The sequence below is a fragment of the Psychrobacter sp. 4Bb genome, assembly GCF_002836735.1.
Classification (GTDB): Bacteria; Pseudomonadota; Gammaproteobacteria; order Pseudomonadales; family Moraxellaceae; genus Psychrobacter.
Map to the genome: position 1 here is coordinate 1 of NZ_PJAS01000048.1, position 15801 is coordinate 15801.

Below are 15801 nucleotides of genomic sequence, written 5' to 3' on the forward strand. Positions count from 1 at the left end.
CCACTTGTCCTTTCACGTTAACTTTAATTTCTTTACCGTTTTTTTCGAATTCCCAGGCATAAATAGTATTAAAAGTGGGCAAACGAATATTGATGCAATTATGGTGCATTAAGTCACTAGGATGTTTAGGGATTTTTATTTGTGAAAAGTATTTAGGACTGCCCACAACAGACATACGAAAAGGGGCAGAGATTGGCACGACAATCATATCTTGATCGAGATTCTCACCTAAGCGAATGCCAGCATCAAAACGATCTGCAACGATATCAACCAGTCCATAATTGACATTCAACTCAAGGTTGATGTCTGGAAATTCAAATAGTAATGGTCGTAATTTGGGCCAGACAATATGATTGATCGCATGTTCGGCAGCCGTAATTCTGACGGTTCCAGCAGGCTTGTCCTTAAAATCATTAACCAATTCTAGCTCTAAATCAATCTCACGCAATTTGGGTCCTACGGAATGAAGCAGTCTTTCTCCTGCTTCTGTTGGTGACACGCTGCGTGTCGTTCTATAAAGCAGCCTTACGTCCAATTTAGCTTCCAAATTGCGAACAGTATGACTCAGTGCTGATTGAGATACACCCAAGACGTGTGCAGCTTTAGTAAAGCTGCCAAGCTCTGCCACTGTGACAAACGCCAATAAGTCATTGTAATTTTTATTCATATAAACCCAAATCTGATTGCCAGCATTGACTACCTATATTAATGAAAAAATTTCATAAAGTAATCCTGTTTTACCCATCTAATCAAAACAATCTTATCCATTTACAATAGATATTGTTCAGTCGGCTTTAGGTTATATCGCCATTACAGAATCTCAAGATGGCACACCAGTGATTTGGTTAAAGCCAATCAAAAATAACGATTATTTAGGAGAATAACTATGAAACAACGTCAACTTGGCACTAGCGGTCTTAATGTCTCAGAACTTGGTTTGGGCTGTATGGGAATGAGTTTTGGTTATGGCAATCAGCCAATCAAATCTGATGCCATCAAATTGATTCAACACGCTCATACACAAGGGGTTACTTTTTTCGATACAGCGGAGTGTTATGGGCCATTTACCAATGAAGAAATCGTTGGTGAAGCGGTTAAACCTTTTCGCGAGCAAGTTGTTATTGCAACCAAATTCGGCTTTAAAAATGGGGTTGTTGAGCAAGGCGTAGACAGTCGTCCAGCCAGTATTCGAAAGATGGTAGACGCAAGCTTAAAACGTCTAAAAACCGATTATATTGACCTGTTATATCAGCATCGTGTCGATCCTGATGTACCGATGGAAGAGGTTGCAGGTACAGTTAAGGACTTAGTTCAAGAGGGTAAGGTGAAGCATTTGGGTTTATCAGAAGCTGGTGTTGATGCTATTCGTAGCGCCCATAGCGTATTTCCTGTGACTGCAATACAAAGCGAGTATTCATTGTGGTGGCGTGAGCCAGAACAAGACATCTTCCCAGTGCTTGAAGAGTTGGGCATTGGTTTTGTACCTTTTAGTCCATTAGGTAAGGGCTTTTTGACAGGTACTATCGATAATAAGACTGAGTTTGCTGACGATGATTTTCGTAACCTTGTACCGCGTTTTTCGGTTGAAGCTCGTCAAGCCAATCAAGCTCTTGTCGATCTCTTAACCCAAATTGCAACACAAAAAGAAGCGACAAATGCTCAAGTGGCACTCGCATGGATCTTAGCGCAAAAACCATGGATTGCTCCTATCCCAGGAACGACTAAAACTCATCGTTTAGAAGAAAATGTAGCAGCGGCGCAAGTCAGCTTAACCAGTACAGAACTGGCAATGATTGAAAAAGCAATAGCAGACATTGACATTGTTGGTGACCGTTATCCGGCTCACTTACAAAAGCGTATTAACCGTTAATCTATTTATAGTCTCTCTATTTATAGCTTCTCCATTTACAATCTATACAGATAATACCAATAAATAATACTTAGTAAGGAAAATATCAATGAAGAATATTACTTTAAATAATGGCATTGAGATGCCCATTTTAGGCTTTGGTGTCTATCAAATCGAAGAGCCTGAAGCTTGTGAGCAAGCCGTCGCTGATGCCATTAGGGCGGGTTATCGTCACATTGATACCGCAGCCTCTTATATGAATGAGACCGCTGTAGGTAATGCAATCAAAAATGCTGATGTACCTCGTGAGGCGTTGTTTATTACCACGAAGTTGTGGTTGCAAGATACCAACTATGAAGGTGCAAAAGCACAATTTTCACGCTCGTTACAGCGTTTGCAGCTTGATTATGTTGATCTTTATTTGATTCATCAACCTTATGGTGATGTACATGGGGCTTGGCGTGCGATGGAAGAGTTACAAGCGGAAGGTAAGATTCGTGCCATTGGTGTCAGTAACTTTACGCCAGATCGATTGGCAGACTTAATAGCATTCAATCATGTGGCTCCTGCGGTCAACCAAATTGAAGTGAATCCATTTCAGCAGCAGCTCCAAGCCATTCCATATATGAAGCGTAACCACGTTCAACCTGAAGCATGGGCACCTTTTGCTGAAGGTCGTAATAATCTATTTAGCCACCCAGTTTTGAGTAAGATTGCTGAAAAACACAACAAATCTATTGCTCAAATTATCTTGCGATGGCTCGTGCAACAAGAGGTGGTTTGTTTGGCTAAAACCGTAAACTTTGATCATATGCAACAAAACTTAGCGGTATTTGATTTTGAATTAGACAGCGATGACATCAACACCATCATATCTTTAGATACCAATACTAGCTCGTTCTTCTCACACCGAGATCCAGCCATGGTTGAGTGGATAGCGGGTCGTAAGATGGATGTTTAATCACAAACATAATTAAGATTCAAATAGTAAGCTGAAAATATGGATACCAAAGTACAAAACCCTGCTTTGGTATCATGCCAAGGACTAAGGAATGAAAAAATAATGAACCTAACCGCACGATGTTTTACTCTGAAAACACTTGTATGCCACGGTCTAGCGGTCATATTATTGATCACAGTTTCTGCCGTCAGCTTTGCAGCTAATAAAGCTCCAATTATGCTCGAAAAGCAAGGTAACTTCTCCGCAGGTGGAACTGTTATCTATACTGAAGGCAAATTTGATGGTAAACAATTATTTAACTCTCAAGGTCAAACTTTACATGGCGATCATGCGTCGGTTTTTTATCAAATTCCAGTTGATGCTAAACCTTACCCATTAGTTTTTCTCCATGGCGCTGGTCAATCAGCCAGTACTTGGGGAACAACACCTGATGGTCGAGAAGGATTTCAATCTCTATTTTTGCGCAAGAAGTATCCAGTTTACTTAGTCGATCAACCGCGCCGTGGCCGTGCGGGACAATCAACTGTCTCGATGGAAGTCGAAGCCACAACTTATGATCAAATGTGGTTTAACATGTTTCGTATAGGTCAATGGCCAGAGCGATTTAAAGGCGTTCAATTTCCTGATAAGCCCGAAGCTTTGAACCAATACTTTCGTCAAATGACACCTAATACCGGTCCTTACGATGAGCAGCTTATCAGCGATTCATTAGCTCAAGTGTTTAAACGTTCAGGTGACAGTGTCCTTATCACACATTCTCAAGGTGGTGGCCCCGGGTGGTGGACAGCAATTAAGAGCGATAAAGTCCGAGGTATTGTGTCTTATGAACCCGGCAGTGGCTTTGTTTTCCCTGAAGGTGAAGTACCAGATGCAATGGAAAGTGGCACGGGTAAGCTTACTGCAACACCAGTTTCTATAGAGCAATTCAAAAAGCTCACTCAAATTCCTATTATCATTTATTACGGTGACAATATCCCCAGCAAGAAAAGTGATAACCCGGGGCAGGATAACTGGCGCGTACGAGTCAGCATGGCGCACCTTTGGGTTAATAAAATCAATCAATACGGTGGTCAAGCGCAAGTCGTCGAACTGCCGAAAATTGGGGTATATGGCAATACACACTTTCCATTCTCAGATTTAAATAACGAAAAAATTGCTACTTTATTAGAGCAATGGTTAGAGAAGAATAAACTCAGTGCCCAAGAATAGCAGTGACAATTTTCATTAAAACTGACCGTTAACCTCAGTGAGCAAGCCAGATTGGTTCCCTCACAGTTTCATCTTTTTATAGGTGATCTACCATGAAAAAATGGCGTTTCTTTTTACTCATTAGCCTATGGGTGAGTCTCTTAGGCTGTACACAACAGAGCAATCTTACTATGACAGAAACAACAACGAAAAATCCTTCTATTCTCATTGTTTATGTATCACGTACTCAAAACACCAAAGCAGTTGCAGATATGATTCAACAGTCCGTTGGTGGAGATAAAATCGCTTTAGAGCTTGTTGTTCCTTATCCAAAAGATTACGAAAGAATGGTGGATCAAGTGCATCGTGAAAATGAGACACAAGCCTTGCCCGCTCTAAAAACAAAAATAGAAAATATGGATCAATATGACACTGTTTTTGTGGGTTTTCCGACGTGGGATATGCAGTTGCCACCACCTCTAAAACGATTTTTTCATCAGTATGATTTAGCAGGAAAAAAAGTGATTCCTTTTAATACCCATGCAGGATACGGCGTGGGCAGTGGCTTCGATACCGTAAAATCACTCTGTAAAGATTGTGATGTGCGACGCGGCATAAGTATCGAAGGTGGCAAAGAAAAACAAGGACGCTTATTGGTAATACAAAAAGATTATGCAAAACAAGTACGTAATGATGTAAATCAATGGTTACAGCGTTTAGGGTTTGACTGATTTTTAAGAGTACCGATACCCTAGATTTCATTGTTTAGTTCATCATTAGACGATGGTAACCGCTATTTAAAAGACAAATTATGACTGATAATACTTCTAAAACCGCTTCTACTACAGGTGCGTTATTTCTCTCTATTTTAGGTGCTTTGATGGCAGTGACGTCACTGTCAACGGACATTTATTTGCCTGCCATGCCAGAGATGGCCAAAGAGTTACAAGGAGACGCAGAGCTTACGATCACAGGTTTTTTAGTCGGTTTTGCTATTGCACAGCTCGTGTGGGGACCAATTAGCGATCAGATCGGTCGTCGAAAACCCTTATTTATTGGAATGGTGTTATTTACGATCGGCTCGCTCGGCTGTGCACTGTCTAATAGTATGGAGCAGATTATTTTCTGGCGGGTATTTCAAGCCTTTGGTGCGTGTACCGCGCCTATGCTGGCTCGAGCCATGGTGCGTGATTTATTCTCTCGTAATCGTGCGGCACAAATGCTATCCACCCTCATGATTATTATGGCAATAGCGCCTATAGGAGGCCCACTACTTGGTGGGCAAATCATCACATTTACCACGTGGCATAGTATTTTTATATTGCTTGCAATCATTGGTGGTGTGTTGTTTTTTTCGATATTTTTATTACCAGAAACGCTTCCTATCAATAAACGCAAAAAAGCGTCAATAAAATCAGCATTTGTGACTTATTTTAATTTGCTGAGTCAAAAAACGTTTATGCGCTATACTTTGTGCGTGACTTTTTATTACGTCAGTGCTTATGCCTTTATTACAGGTTCACCAGCCGTATACATCACTTACTTTGGTATAGATGCCCAGCATTATGGGTGGCTATTTGCTGTGAATATCATTGGTGTGATGGGAATGAGCTTCATCAATCGCTTCTTAGTTCACCGTTTCGAGTTGTCTTCACTTCTTAAAATTGCGACCAGTATTGCCACCTGTGCGACAGTCATTATGGCGGTAACCTTCAAAGCAGATCTTATGCCTATATATTTTATTATTGGGATGGCATTTATATTTTTCTCAATGAATGGCATTGTCGCGGCGGTCGCTACCGCAGCAGCGTTGGACGAAGTACCAAGTATCGCAGGTTCTGCTTCTGCTTTGATAGGTTCCTTGCAGTATGGTAGCGGAATCATCTCGACACTCTTATTGTCTTATTTTAGTGATGGGACGCCATGGGCAATGGTATGGATTATGTGTCTATTTGCCTTGTTCAGCTTTTTAATTGTGTACAAAGCAAAGTAATCAGTAGAGTAGATGACTTTCCTATCAGCTCAATATCACAAACTGTTTTTTCAGCTGAGCAATCTATTATTCAGTTTCTTCATCTTATCACTAGGCCAAAGTACCAATAGTAAAGCCACTCTCGCATACTAAAAATAAAAAAGAGTCCGAGGACTCTTTTTATAGATGTTCTATTAGTGGTTCAATCATGAACCCGGCAATTCAACTTTATTTGCACGCATCGCCGCTATTACGCCACCATCCATCAAAATATCACTGCCAGTGACAAAGCTTGCGTCGTTACTCAGGAGGTAATCAGCCAGTACCGATACTTCATCAGGTGATGCTAAACGTTGAGCTGGAGAGGCTGAGATAAACGCACGGTAGCCATCGCCAATGTCAGAATTTAACTCATGTTGTGCAAGTTCAGTAGATACAATGCCCGGGCTGATAGAGTTGACACGAGCGCCTTTTTCTCCCCAACTTAGACAAGCTGCTTGAACTCGCAAGTGGTTTGCTGTTTTAGATAGGCAATATGCTGTCATTGAATCTGTTACGTTTTCAGAGCTTAAACAGTCTAGTTGAAGAAGCTCATCAGTCGGCGTAAACGCAAGTGCATTTTGGACTTCTAGTGGTAGTGCTGGTGTCATATGTCCGGCCATGCTTGAAATAATAAGACCTGAACCCTGTTGATGGATAACCTCGCCAAACGCTTCAAATACGAGTGCTGCGCCGTACAAGTCAACCTCAAGGATTTTTTTGGCAGACGCCATATTTGGCGATAAGCCAGCAGTGTTAACCACCTGCATTACATTACCTAGACTGTCTGCTTTTTCTGCTAACTGTTTTACCGATTCACGCGATGTCACATCAACCAGTTGTGTATCGACGTGATAACCCGCTGTTCTCATTTGCTGCGCGGCTTCATCCAAAACTGTTTGATTGAGATCAGACAACAAAATTGTTTTTCCAAAACCAGAGCGGCGAGCAATGGCAATCCCAATGCCGCCTGTACCAATAACTACCATGACATCTTTTTTCATTTTAATATCCTCATATCTTGCCGTATAAATGGCTAGTATCTGTTTAAGAGCAAAAGCAAGTTTCGCTATCGCTTATAGAGAAAACAGGCTGATATTTATGCTATTTTGTCTTCTCTATAGTAGATATAAGATACGTTGATAACTCGGATGACGCTGCTTTGCTATTGTGCAAACTGTGCTGGTATTGCTAAAAAATACATAGTTTAAAAAATGAAAAAACCTTGTGAGAATAAAAATGACAGATTCAGTAAAACCAGAAATGACGTCTGCTGAAGCAATCGATAAATATCCTGCTGGTCTTCAAGTATTTCGTGTAAGTAATGGACCATGGAGTAACGTGCAGCTATCGATTTTTTCACTCGAAAGCGATTGTGAGCAATTCTCAATGCCTGCTATCTCTGAACCGATGATTGTATGGGTAATGTCAGGAGAAGCCACCACCCAAGAGCGTGATAATGGTAATCATAAGTGGAACATCCACCATGTCAAAGCCGACTCGCTGTACGTGACAGCGGGTGGAGCTAAATATGATTTTGGCTGGAAAAGACACTCGGATGAGCCACTCCAAGTGTTGATGCTGGTTATCAGCCAATCGATATTTGATGAAGCATTAAGGGAACAATATGGAAAAAACAGCTCTCACGCATATCTTACAGATTACTCTGGAATCGATGACCCACAATTGATCTCTCTATTACAATTATTAAAAGCTGAAAGCAAAACACAATCACCTAGCAAGTTATTTATTGATAGTGTGGCAAAAGCGATATCGGTTCATCTAGCAAGGCAATATACAGATTTGATAGATGTCTCAAAAGATTATAAATCGGCTTTACCCAAATATAGAGTGAAACAAGTCCAAGATTGGATGGTCGAACATCTAAGAGAAGAGTTTTGTCTTTCAAGGGTAGCGCAGTTGGTTGGGATGAGTGATTACCACTTTAATCGTTTATTTAAGCAAGCAGTAGGAATGCCACCTTCTCAATACCATATAAAATTAAGGATTGATGTGGCCAAACGCTTATTAAGAGAAACCGAATTGAATGTTATCGATGTGGCACTAGAAGTGGGATATACAAACGCCAGTCATTTTGCCCGATTATTCCGCAAAAAAACAGGAATGACACCAAGCCACTACCGTCGCCAATCCTAATTATATTGAGACAAGAATTACGGGCTAAATTAAGATTTTACGATAAATAAAAAATGCAAAGCTATTACTCAAAATCTAATATTAATGACATCACTTAAATAGAGTCTCGAATAATAACGATAGTGCTAAAGCTTTGTCTATGTACGGTTAGCATCATGTTTTTGGTTATAGAGATATGATTACTATAGATAATTGTTTGCTAGATTGATAACCCCAACATCTTATCAATTATGGATTTATTATTGAACTGCGCCGACTATATCGGAGAGTGTTTTACTTGAATCAGGTAGCAATACCTGACATGATGAAACTATCATCATATCGCTTTTCAAACTCAAAAGGTGGCATATAACTAATCGTACACCATACCAGTATTCATGCGATTAGATACTTTTCAACCAACGATAGCACGGGCAAAAAATTAACAATAAAAGCGGTATACACCCAACTACTCATTGTCTTGATATAACTGAGGTCCGCAACTCAGAGTGAGCTATGCTGAAGAAACCGTAGAGGTAAACTTGGTAAACTAAGAGTATCAACCGGAGTTTACCATGACCAAGAAAGTAAGAACCTACAGTGACGAATTTAAAGCAGAAGCCGTTAAGAAGATAGCAGACAATAACGGTAATGTTTCAGCCACAGCCAAGCAACTTGGCATAGCGATGCAAACCTTATCTAACTGGCAGAACAACGCCAATCAAGGCAAGCTTATTGGCACAGAACAATATGATCCTGATCTTATGAGTGCTCTTCAAGAAATAAAGCAGCTCAAGCAGCAGCTTAAAGTAGCCGAAGAGGAGCGCGAAATTCTAAAAAAGGCCACCGCGTACTTTGCCAATGAGGAACGTTAAGAAACAGTCTAGTAGACTGTTTTAGTGACGCAAGACGTAGGGCTATGCCCGCAGTGACAGTTAGTGAAGTATGCTTTTATCCAAGACAACCAACAGGTCTTTAGCATCACCACTATGTGCCGTGTACTAAAGGTTAAGCATTCAAGCTACTACGACTGGCTGAGTCGCGATATCAGCGAACAGCAGATACACCGTAATCATTGCGAGCTACTGGTGAAAGCTGCTCACAATGAAACTCGTGAGCGCTACGGCTGTGAGCGACTACACGCAAAGCTGATAGAGCAAGGGCACGATATTAGCTTATATATGGTCAGAAGTATTAAAGAAGAACATGGTATCAAATGCCGTCGTCATAAACGCTTTAAAGTCACCACCAACTCCAATCACAATAAGCTGGTCTATCCAAACGTTCTGGATCAGAAGTTTGGTGCTAGGCGTCCTAATGAGTCTTGGGTCAGCGATATTACTTATATCTGGACCGATGAAGGCTGGTTGTATTTGGCAGGAGTGAAAGACCTCTACACTAAAGAGCTGGTCGGCTATGCTATCAATAAGCGCATGACTGCTGACTTAGTTGGCAAAGCACTCAATATGGCAGTCAAAAACAAACGACCAAACCCAGGATTGATTGTTCATTCAGACAGAGGCAGTCAGTACTGTAGCCTTGCGTATCACAAGATCATCAAACAGCATCAGTTCATAGGCTCAATGAGCGGTAAGGGAAATTGTTATGATAATGCGCCAATAGAGAGTTTCTGGGGCACATTAAAGAATGAGCTGATATATCATCACGACTATAAAACAAGGTTTACAGCCATAAACGAGATCATTAGCTATATTGAGCTGTACTACAACCAAACGAGGACTCAAAAGGGCCTGGGCTATAAGTCGCCAAGACAGGTGTGGTTTGACTTTTATCGTCAGGCTGCGTAACTAAAATCTCCCAAGTTTAACTGTACGGATTTGACGGCAGGGGTCACTAACGTCTGACCGATCCAATGCTCGCCGTCGCTGATACGGTCAGTGAACTTAAGTAACTGCCAGAAGATTAATACTGTCATACTCCAGTGAAAAAATTTGCTAATGCGACCATAGCGCTCTTTCGAATCAATATTCATAACCTTTTCTTCTTGTATTGGCTGTGATGCTCAATTAAGCCCATTCGATAACAAGCGTCTCTTTGCCAGCCATACGTAGCAAATGATCACTGACAACTTGCTGTAATTTTGGCAACTGCTCGGTATCACTTTTGAGTGTTACTATCAGTAAGTCAGTACAATACATCTGACAGACACCCATGGGCAGCTCAATCTCACCTTTATCTGAGCTTAGGGTAACGGGCAGCTTATGTGCCCAGTGCTTGCACAGTCGATTCATTATTTGCTGCGGATTTTGTGTTTGTATCGTTGCGCTAGATGTTAGCATAATTAAATACCCTTATTATTAATGATAGAAACTTACCGTCTAAAACTCGTTAAGCAATACTTTCTACAATACCACCTTCAACCCGTAGTGCTGAACCCGTGGTTGCGCTCGCTTGTGTTGAGGCAATATAGACACTCATGTTGGCAATTTCTTCAGGGGTTGCAAAACGCTTAAGTAGCGTTGATGGACGGTTCTCATCTAAGAATACGCCTTCCATCTCCTCCGCTGAGACGCCGCGCTCATCCGCCAGTTCTTGCATCATGGCTTTTGCGCCCTCGGTTCGAGTCGGTCCTGGCAAAATACTATTCACTGTCACACCGCTGCCCGCTAACACTTTGGCAAGACCACGTGATACGCCTTGAATAGCTGCTTTAGTCACGCCGTAGTGCACCATTTCAGCTGGGATATTCAATGCCGATTCACTAGAGATAAACTGAATACGACCCCAACCTTTTTCCTTCATTGCTTTTGCATAATGCCGCGACAGACGGACACCGCTCATGACATTAATTTGGAACATCTCCTCCCAAGCATTGTCATCAATATCAAAGAAAGGGGTGGCGCCATAAATCCCTAGATTGTTCACTAAGATATCTACTTCTGGCAAGGTGTTGATAATTGTCTGACAGCCACCAGCCGTCCCCGCATCAGCAACAATGCCTTTTATATTATTGGCATCATTAACAGCATCAGCTTGTTGAAGCTGTTTGATCGCCTCATCAACGCCAGCTTGATCGCGACCAACGATAGTGACTTGTGCGCCAGCTTTGGCAAGACCTGTTGCAATAGCGAGGCCAATACCCGCAGTTGAACCTGTGACGAGTGCTGTTTTTCCATTAAGGTCGATGTTCATAATATTTCTCCGTTTATAAATAATTTTTGTCTATGTATGTTTGCTGCTTTGTGAGTATCAGTTTATAAAGAATTAAATGAATATCAGATTAATAAATTTAGCCAAACTGAAAGGCTGAAATCTGAGTTTTCATGACTTGCTGAGAATATGTTTTCTTACCTCTATCTTTTCCTGCTGCCCCTACGGCAACCATTAAAGGTAGCAAATGCTCCTCCGCACCTAATAGATGAGAATCCAATGCATGAGGTGCCTCTGGCCAATTAGCAAGCGCTGCAAAGCGCTCATCTGCATTAGCTGCAACTGCTGTCGTTAGCCACTCGTCAAATATTACTGACGGTGCGGTAAAACTCGAATCACCATAGCCTCGCATATTATGAAAGCTCATACCACTGCCTACGATCAACACGCCTTCATCACGTAGTGAGGCAAGCGCTTGGCCCGCTCTTAGATGTACTTTTGGGTCTAAATCATGACGCAGAGATAGCTGTACTACTGGAATATCGGCGTCAGGGAACATCAGTTTCAGTGGAATAAACACCCCATGATCAAAACCTCTGGAACTGTCCTGCTTATTGCTTAAACCAGCATCGATGAGCAAATGACCAATCCGCTCAGCCAGTACTGGCGCACCAGCTGCTGGATAAGTCAGCTGATACGTATGCTCAGGGAAGCCAGAGTAATCATAAATCAGCTCAGGCTGCTTGCTGGCAGTAATACTAAACTCCCGCGTTTGCCAATGGGCACTGACTATTAAAATAGCTTTGGGACGCTCTGGCAAACCATTTGAGCTATTAGTTAAAAAGTCAGCCATCTGATCCCAAGTGTCTGCTGGTTGCCAATCCATAAAAAAACAAGGCCCGGCACCATGAGGTATAAACAATACAGGTTGCTTGACTGTGGTTGATTCATTATTCATGAACTTTACTCCTTTATCTTGCTAAATATGTTCAGGCCCTGTGGGCACGATTCCATTGGGATTTAACGCTTTGATAGAGTAATAGCCTGCTTTGATGTGCTTGATACTCACCGTCTCTGAAATGCCATCAAGCGCTAAGATTCGTAGCATATAAGCATGTAGAGAACTCATATCTTTGATCAAGTTACGGTTGCATTTAAATAGACCGTGATAAGCGGCATCAAAACGTACTAAAGTCACAAACAGTCGAATATCTGTTTCCGTCAGCTGCTCACCAAATAGATAATGACGACCATCACTCAGGCGCGCCTCAAGCATATCTAAGGTGTCAAATACTTGCTGATAAGCTTCTTCATAAGCCCCTTGTGTCGTCGCAAATCCTGCTTTGTATACGCCGTTGTTTAAATTCTCATAGATAACTAAGTTTAGGGCTTCGATATCATCAGCAAGCTCTTTTGGAAACAAGTCAACGTAATTTGGCACGAGTTCTGTAAAAGCGGTATTTAGCATACGTAAGATATCAGCAGACTCATTATTAACGATAGTATTGGTTTTTTTGTCCCAAAGCACAGGTACAGTCGCGCGTCCGGTAAATTGAGGGTCTGCTTTGGTATAAAGTTGATGAGCAAATTGGGCATGATTAATAGGATCACTGTCAGCACCGTCAAAGCCACCAAACTGCCAGCCTTGATTGCCAAGCTGCGGATTGACCACGGTAATATCGATTATATCTTGCAGACCTTTTAACTGACGTGCCATCAAGGTACGTGAGGCCCAAGGGCAAATCAGCGCTACGTATAGATGATAGCGGTCTTTTTCTGCTTTAAAGCCCCCAGTACCCGTTGGTCCTGCTTGTCCATCAGCAGTAATCCAATGACGGAACGATGAGGTTTGACGAATAAAACGCCCTTGTTCGTCTTCTGCTTGTACCGGTTGCCAGTCTTCAGTCCAATTGCCATTGATTAACATAATACTTACTCCTAGTCAGATGATTGCTTTTAAAAAGCATGACCCTACTTTACCATCAACATAAAAAAAAGAGTAAGATAGGTGATATTGATTAATTAACAACATATCGTTGATAATGGCTTTATTGTTCAATTTCGATAGTTAAAGAAAAACAGTGCAAAATATGGATAGAATCGATGCGATGCGTGCCTTTGTAGCGGTGGTGACCGAAGGCAGCTTCACTAATGCGGCAAATACTCTGCAACTGTCACCTCAATTGGTGAGCAAATATGTCTCTAAGTTGGAGGAGCAGCTAAATAATCGTCTGCTGAATCGTACCACCCGTAAAGTAAGCCTCACCGAAGCTGGTAGTCATTACTTTGGTCATGCGCAGCAGATTTTATTGAGTATGGATGATATGGAGTCGCAACTAAGTGGTTTGCAGCAAAACCCTAAAGGTGTGTTGCGCATAAGTGCGCCAGTATCTTTTGCTTTAAAACATATGGCTAAATTAGTCACTGACTTTCAGATCCGTTATCCATTGGTCACAGTCGATCTACAATTGACTGATCGTAAAGTCGATATTGTTGAAGAAGGGTTTGATATTGCACTGCGTATAGGTCAACTGAAAAGCTCATCACTTATTGCGAAGGAAGTGGCACCTATTCGTGTGGTTCTGTGTGCGTCGCCTGAATATTTGAAAAAGCATGACACACTCGATAAGCCTGAAGATTTAGAGAATCATCGCTATTTACATTATAGCTATATGAACATGGACGCGAAGGAAGAGGTCTACCAATTATTAAAGGCGAAGATTCTCAAGCAAGGTAGTGAGTTTCTTAGTAATAACGGTGATGTGTTGGTAGAAGGAGCTATTGAAGGTGCAGGATTGGTATTACAGCCGACATTTATTGTCAGTGAAGCAGTTAGCAGTGGCAAGCTGGTGATAGTATTGCCTGAACTTGAACCTAAACGCTTAGGTTTATATGCCGTCTACGCCCATAGAAAGCTACTACCGCACAAAGTCAGGTGTTTTATCGATTTTATGGAAGGCTATTATGGAGCGCCGCCTTATTGGGATGAGTCTATAGCCAAAAGCCAGTCGCTCAGTAATACGTGAGGCACTGGATAACTAGCTTCTCCTAAGATAGATGCGGCTTGCTATTTTTTATGCTACTACACTTTACAGCGGTTGAGATATTGCTGTTAGTATCCGCTTGTAATTATCCCCTAAACTAACACAGCGATTATTTTATTGGGACGTTATAAATCCACGTATTTTTTAAGTCCAGCGCAAGCACATATCACTTGGATTCTAAAGGGCGTTGATGGTATTGAAAAAGACTATGAGCATTTTTCGCCACCATTTTTGTTAGCCTTGGACGAGGTGTATAACAAAATTCGCAATCTAAATTACCGCTACATGCCTGCTGGTACGTTGTTCCCTGAAGAGGTGCAGCAGTACGACCTCTATATCATCCGTGAAGCATTAAGTAATGCCATTGGTCATCAAGACTACCGCCTAGGTGGACGTATCACGGTGGTTGAAAAAGAAGACTCGACACTGATTTTTCAAAATAGTGGTGAGTTTATTCCTAAGACCATCGAGAATGTCTTGCTACAAGATGCGCCTGAAGCGAGCTATCGTAATCCATTTTTGGTTAATGCTATGGTTAGTCTAAATATGATGGACACCATTGGTAGTGGCATCAAAAAAATGTATCAGATTCAGTACAAACGATTTTTTCCTTTACCAGATTATGACTTAACCCATGAAAGAGTACGCGTAAAATTCACAGGTAAAGTGCTTGATCAAGAGTATGCCAAGCAGCTAGCGACAGTCGATAATCTCGCATTAAACGATACCATAGCGCTTGATAAAGTACAAAAAGGACAAGCTATCACTGAAGACGAAGCAGAAGCACTACGCAAAAAGTCTCTGATTGAAGGGCGCAAAAATAGCTATATCATCGCTGCTGATGTTGCCAAGCATACTGAGCAGCAAGCAGAGTATATGCAGATGCGCGGCTTAGATGACATGCATTATCAAAGCTTGATTATAGAGTATCTCAAGACATTTGAGCGGGGTAGACTAGCTGACTTTGATAAGATGCTTGCTAACAAGCTACCGCAAGTATTGGACGATAAACAGCGTAAGAATAAGGTGCGTAATCTATTGCAGAAGATGCGCCGTGATGGTCTAGTTATATCTAAGAATCAAGTTTGGTATCTTGCAAATAGCTAGGTTTAGCTAAAAGGTAGCTAGATGTGGCTAAAAGCAGCTAAGTGTAGCTAGATCTAGCTACGTAAGTATTCTAAAAGTAGCCTAAGAGCTGCCTGAGTGAGCCTTTCCTAAAAACTGTGTAACTGCTTATAATCCAATAACAGGAGAATAAGCAATGACTACTCAATCTGACATTAAAAAATTGGCCGAGCAAATGGCTGGTAGCATGAAAAGCTTTGATAACATCAAAGACTTCCAAAAGCAGCTCATGCAATCCTTTATCGATACTGCCTTAGAGGCTGAGATGGAAGAGCATCTCGGCTACCCCAAGCATGAGAAAGCAGATAAACCTAATAAGCGTAACGGGCACACTAAAAAGACCGTCCGCAGTGACACAGGCGATCTTGAAATCTCC

The 15801-nt window shown here is 41.6% G+C and carries 16 protein-coding genes and 1 pseudogene; 10 read left to right on the plus strand and 7 right to left on the minus strand.

Features of this window, described 5'->3' with window-relative positions:
• The coding region (locus CXF60_RS02030) for a LysR family transcriptional regulator (protein WP_102090572.1) at positions 1 to 667 on the minus strand (667 nt) is incomplete at its 3' end.
• Positions 668 to 886: 219 nt separating this feature from the next.
• Here CXF60_RS02030 and CXF60_RS02035 point away from each other — a divergent pair.
• From CXF60_RS02035 to CXF60_RS02055, 5 genes are all read left to right on the plus strand, one after another.
• Positions 887 to 1870: an aldo/keto reductase gene (locus CXF60_RS02035; RefSeq protein WP_102090573.1), complete on the plus strand. Its 984-nt coding sequence runs from the start codon at positions 887 to 889 to the stop codon at positions 1868 to 1870.
• An 88-nt stretch (positions 1871 to 1958) separates the two neighbouring features.
• Complete coding sequence (locus CXF60_RS02040) at positions 1959 to 2810, plus strand: aldo/keto reductase (RefSeq protein WP_102090574.1); 852 nt, start codon at positions 1959 to 1961, stop codon at positions 2808 to 2810.
• 39 nt (positions 2811 to 2849) lie between these two features.
• Positions 2850 to 4019, plus strand: coding sequence for an alpha/beta hydrolase (locus tag CXF60_RS02045; RefSeq protein ID WP_228707008.1), 1170 nt, complete (start codon positions 2850 to 2852; stop codon positions 4017 to 4019).
• A 92-nt stretch (positions 4020 to 4111) separates the two neighbouring features.
• Positions 4112 to 4729: a flavodoxin gene (locus tag CXF60_RS02050; RefSeq protein WP_102090576.1), complete on the plus strand. Its 618-nt coding sequence runs from the start codon at positions 4112 to 4114 to the stop codon at positions 4727 to 4729.
• Between the two features lie 80 nt (positions 4730 to 4809).
• Positions 4810 to 5991, plus strand: coding sequence for a multidrug effflux MFS transporter (locus tag CXF60_RS02055; protein ID WP_102090577.1), 1182 nt, complete (start codon positions 4810 to 4812; stop codon positions 5989 to 5991).
• A 185-nt stretch (positions 5992 to 6176) separates the two neighbouring features.
• On the opposite strand, the gene CXF60_RS02060 is transcribed toward CXF60_RS02055, so the two are convergent.
• Positions 6177 to 7013, minus strand: coding sequence for an SDR family oxidoreductase (locus CXF60_RS02060; protein WP_102090578.1), 837 nt, complete (start codon positions 7011 to 7013; stop codon positions 6177 to 6179).
• 235 nt (positions 7014 to 7248) lie between these two features.
• Here CXF60_RS02060 and CXF60_RS02065 point away from each other — a divergent pair, with 235 nt between their 5' ends.
• Positions 7249 to 8166 carry a helix-turn-helix domain-containing protein gene (locus CXF60_RS02065; RefSeq protein WP_102090579.1) on the plus strand — a complete coding sequence of 306 codons (918 nt, stop codon included), beginning with the start codon at positions 7249 to 7251 and terminating at the stop codon, positions 8164 to 8166.
• Between the two features lie 554 nt (positions 8167 to 8720).
• A pseudogene (locus CXF60_RS02070) lies at positions 8721 to 9953 on the plus strand (IS3 family transposase).
• Here the strand turns inward: CXF60_RS02070 and CXF60_RS02075 are convergent.
• From CXF60_RS02075 to CXF60_RS02095, 5 genes are all read right to left on the minus strand, one after another.
• Positions 9941 to 10138, minus strand: a complete 198-nt coding sequence (locus tag CXF60_RS02075) for a hypothetical protein (protein WP_180958066.1) — start codon at positions 10136 to 10138, stop codon at positions 9941 to 9943. The pseudogene CXF60_RS02070 and the gene CXF60_RS02075 sit on opposite strands and share 13 nt — an antisense overlap.
• A 34-nt stretch (positions 10139 to 10172) precedes the next feature.
• Complete coding sequence (locus tag CXF60_RS02080) at positions 10173 to 10445, minus strand: DUF2218 domain-containing protein (protein WP_101210643.1); 273 nt, start codon at positions 10443 to 10445, stop codon at positions 10173 to 10175.
• A gap of 49 nt (positions 10446 to 10494) precedes the next feature.
• Positions 10495 to 11298 carry an SDR family NAD(P)-dependent oxidoreductase gene (locus CXF60_RS02085; protein WP_101210644.1) on the minus strand — a complete coding sequence of 268 codons (804 nt, stop codon included), beginning with the start codon at positions 11296 to 11298 and terminating at the stop codon, positions 10495 to 10497.
• A 97-nt stretch (positions 11299 to 11395) separates the two neighbouring features.
• On the minus strand, positions 11396 to 12214 hold the full coding sequence (locus CXF60_RS02090; RefSeq protein WP_102090580.1) for a DODA-type extradiol aromatic ring-opening family dioxygenase: 819 nt from the start codon (positions 12212 to 12214) through the stop codon (positions 11396 to 11398).
• Positions 12215 to 12235: 21 nt separating this feature from the next.
• Complete coding sequence (locus CXF60_RS02095) at positions 12236 to 13183, minus strand: glutathione S-transferase family protein (protein WP_045452401.1); 948 nt, start codon at positions 13181 to 13183, stop codon at positions 12236 to 12238.
• A 163-nt stretch (positions 13184 to 13346) separates the two neighbouring features.
• On the opposite strand from CXF60_RS02095, the gene CXF60_RS02100 reads away from it, so the two are divergent.
• From CXF60_RS02100 to CXF60_RS02110, 3 genes are all read left to right on the plus strand, one after another.
• Entirely contained in the window at positions 13347 to 14282 is a 936-nt protein-coding gene (locus CXF60_RS02100) for a LysR family transcriptional regulator (RefSeq protein ID WP_045452403.1), read from the plus strand.
• 135 nt (positions 14283 to 14417) lie between these two features.
• The gene (locus tag CXF60_RS02105; protein WP_102090581.1) at positions 14418 to 15407 is read left to right on the plus strand and encodes an ATP-binding protein; all 990 of its coding nucleotides are present in this window, start codon (positions 14418 to 14420) and stop codon (positions 15405 to 15407) included.
• A gap of 154 nt (positions 15408 to 15561) precedes the next feature.
• Positions 15562 to 15801: transposase (locus CXF60_RS02110; RefSeq protein WP_180958067.1), on the plus strand; the 240-nt coding region annotated here is incomplete at its 3' end.

Coding starts and splice junctions, on each gene's coding strand:
- CXF60_RS02035 (WP_102090573.1), top strand. CDS start 887: ATGAAACAACGTCAACTTGGCACTAGCGGTCTTAATGTCTCAGAACTT.
- CXF60_RS02040 (WP_102090574.1), top strand. CDS start 1,959: ATGAAGAATATTACTTTAAATAATGGCATTGAGATGCCCATTTTAGGC.
- CXF60_RS02045 (WP_228707008.1), top strand. CDS start 2,850: ATGGATACCAAAGTACAAAACCCTGCTTTGGTATCATGCCAAGGACTA.
- CXF60_RS02050 (WP_102090576.1), top strand. CDS start 4,112: ATGAAAAAATGGCGTTTCTTTTTACTCATTAGCCTATGGGTGAGTCTC.
- CXF60_RS02055 (WP_102090577.1), top strand. CDS start 4,810: ATGACTGATAATACTTCTAAAACCGCTTCTACTACAGGTGCGTTATTT.
- CXF60_RS02060 (WP_102090578.1), bottom strand. CDS start 7,013: ATGAAAAAAGATGTCATGGTAGTTATTGGTACAGGCGGCATTGGGATT.
- CXF60_RS02065 (WP_102090579.1), top strand. CDS start 7,249: ATGACAGATTCAGTAAAACCAGAAATGACGTCTGCTGAAGCAATCGAT.
- CXF60_RS02075 (WP_180958066.1), bottom strand. CDS start 10,138: ATGAATATTGATTCGAAAGAGCGCTATGGTCGCATTAGCAAATTTTTT.
- CXF60_RS02080 (WP_101210643.1), bottom strand. CDS start 10,445: ATGCTAACATCTAGCGCAACGATACAAACACAAAATCCGCAGCAAATA.
- CXF60_RS02085 (WP_101210644.1), bottom strand. CDS start 11,298: ATGAACATCGACCTTAATGGAAAAACAGCACTCGTCACAGGTTCAACT.
- CXF60_RS02090 (WP_102090580.1), bottom strand. CDS start 12,214: ATGAATAATGAATCAACCACAGTCAAGCAACCTGTATTGTTTATACCT.
- CXF60_RS02095 (WP_045452401.1), bottom strand. CDS start 13,183: ATGTTAATCAATGGCAATTGGACTGAAGACTGGCAACCGGTACAAGCA.
- CXF60_RS02100 (WP_045452403.1), top strand. CDS start 13,347: ATGGATAGAATCGATGCGATGCGTGCCTTTGTAGCGGTGGTGACCGAA.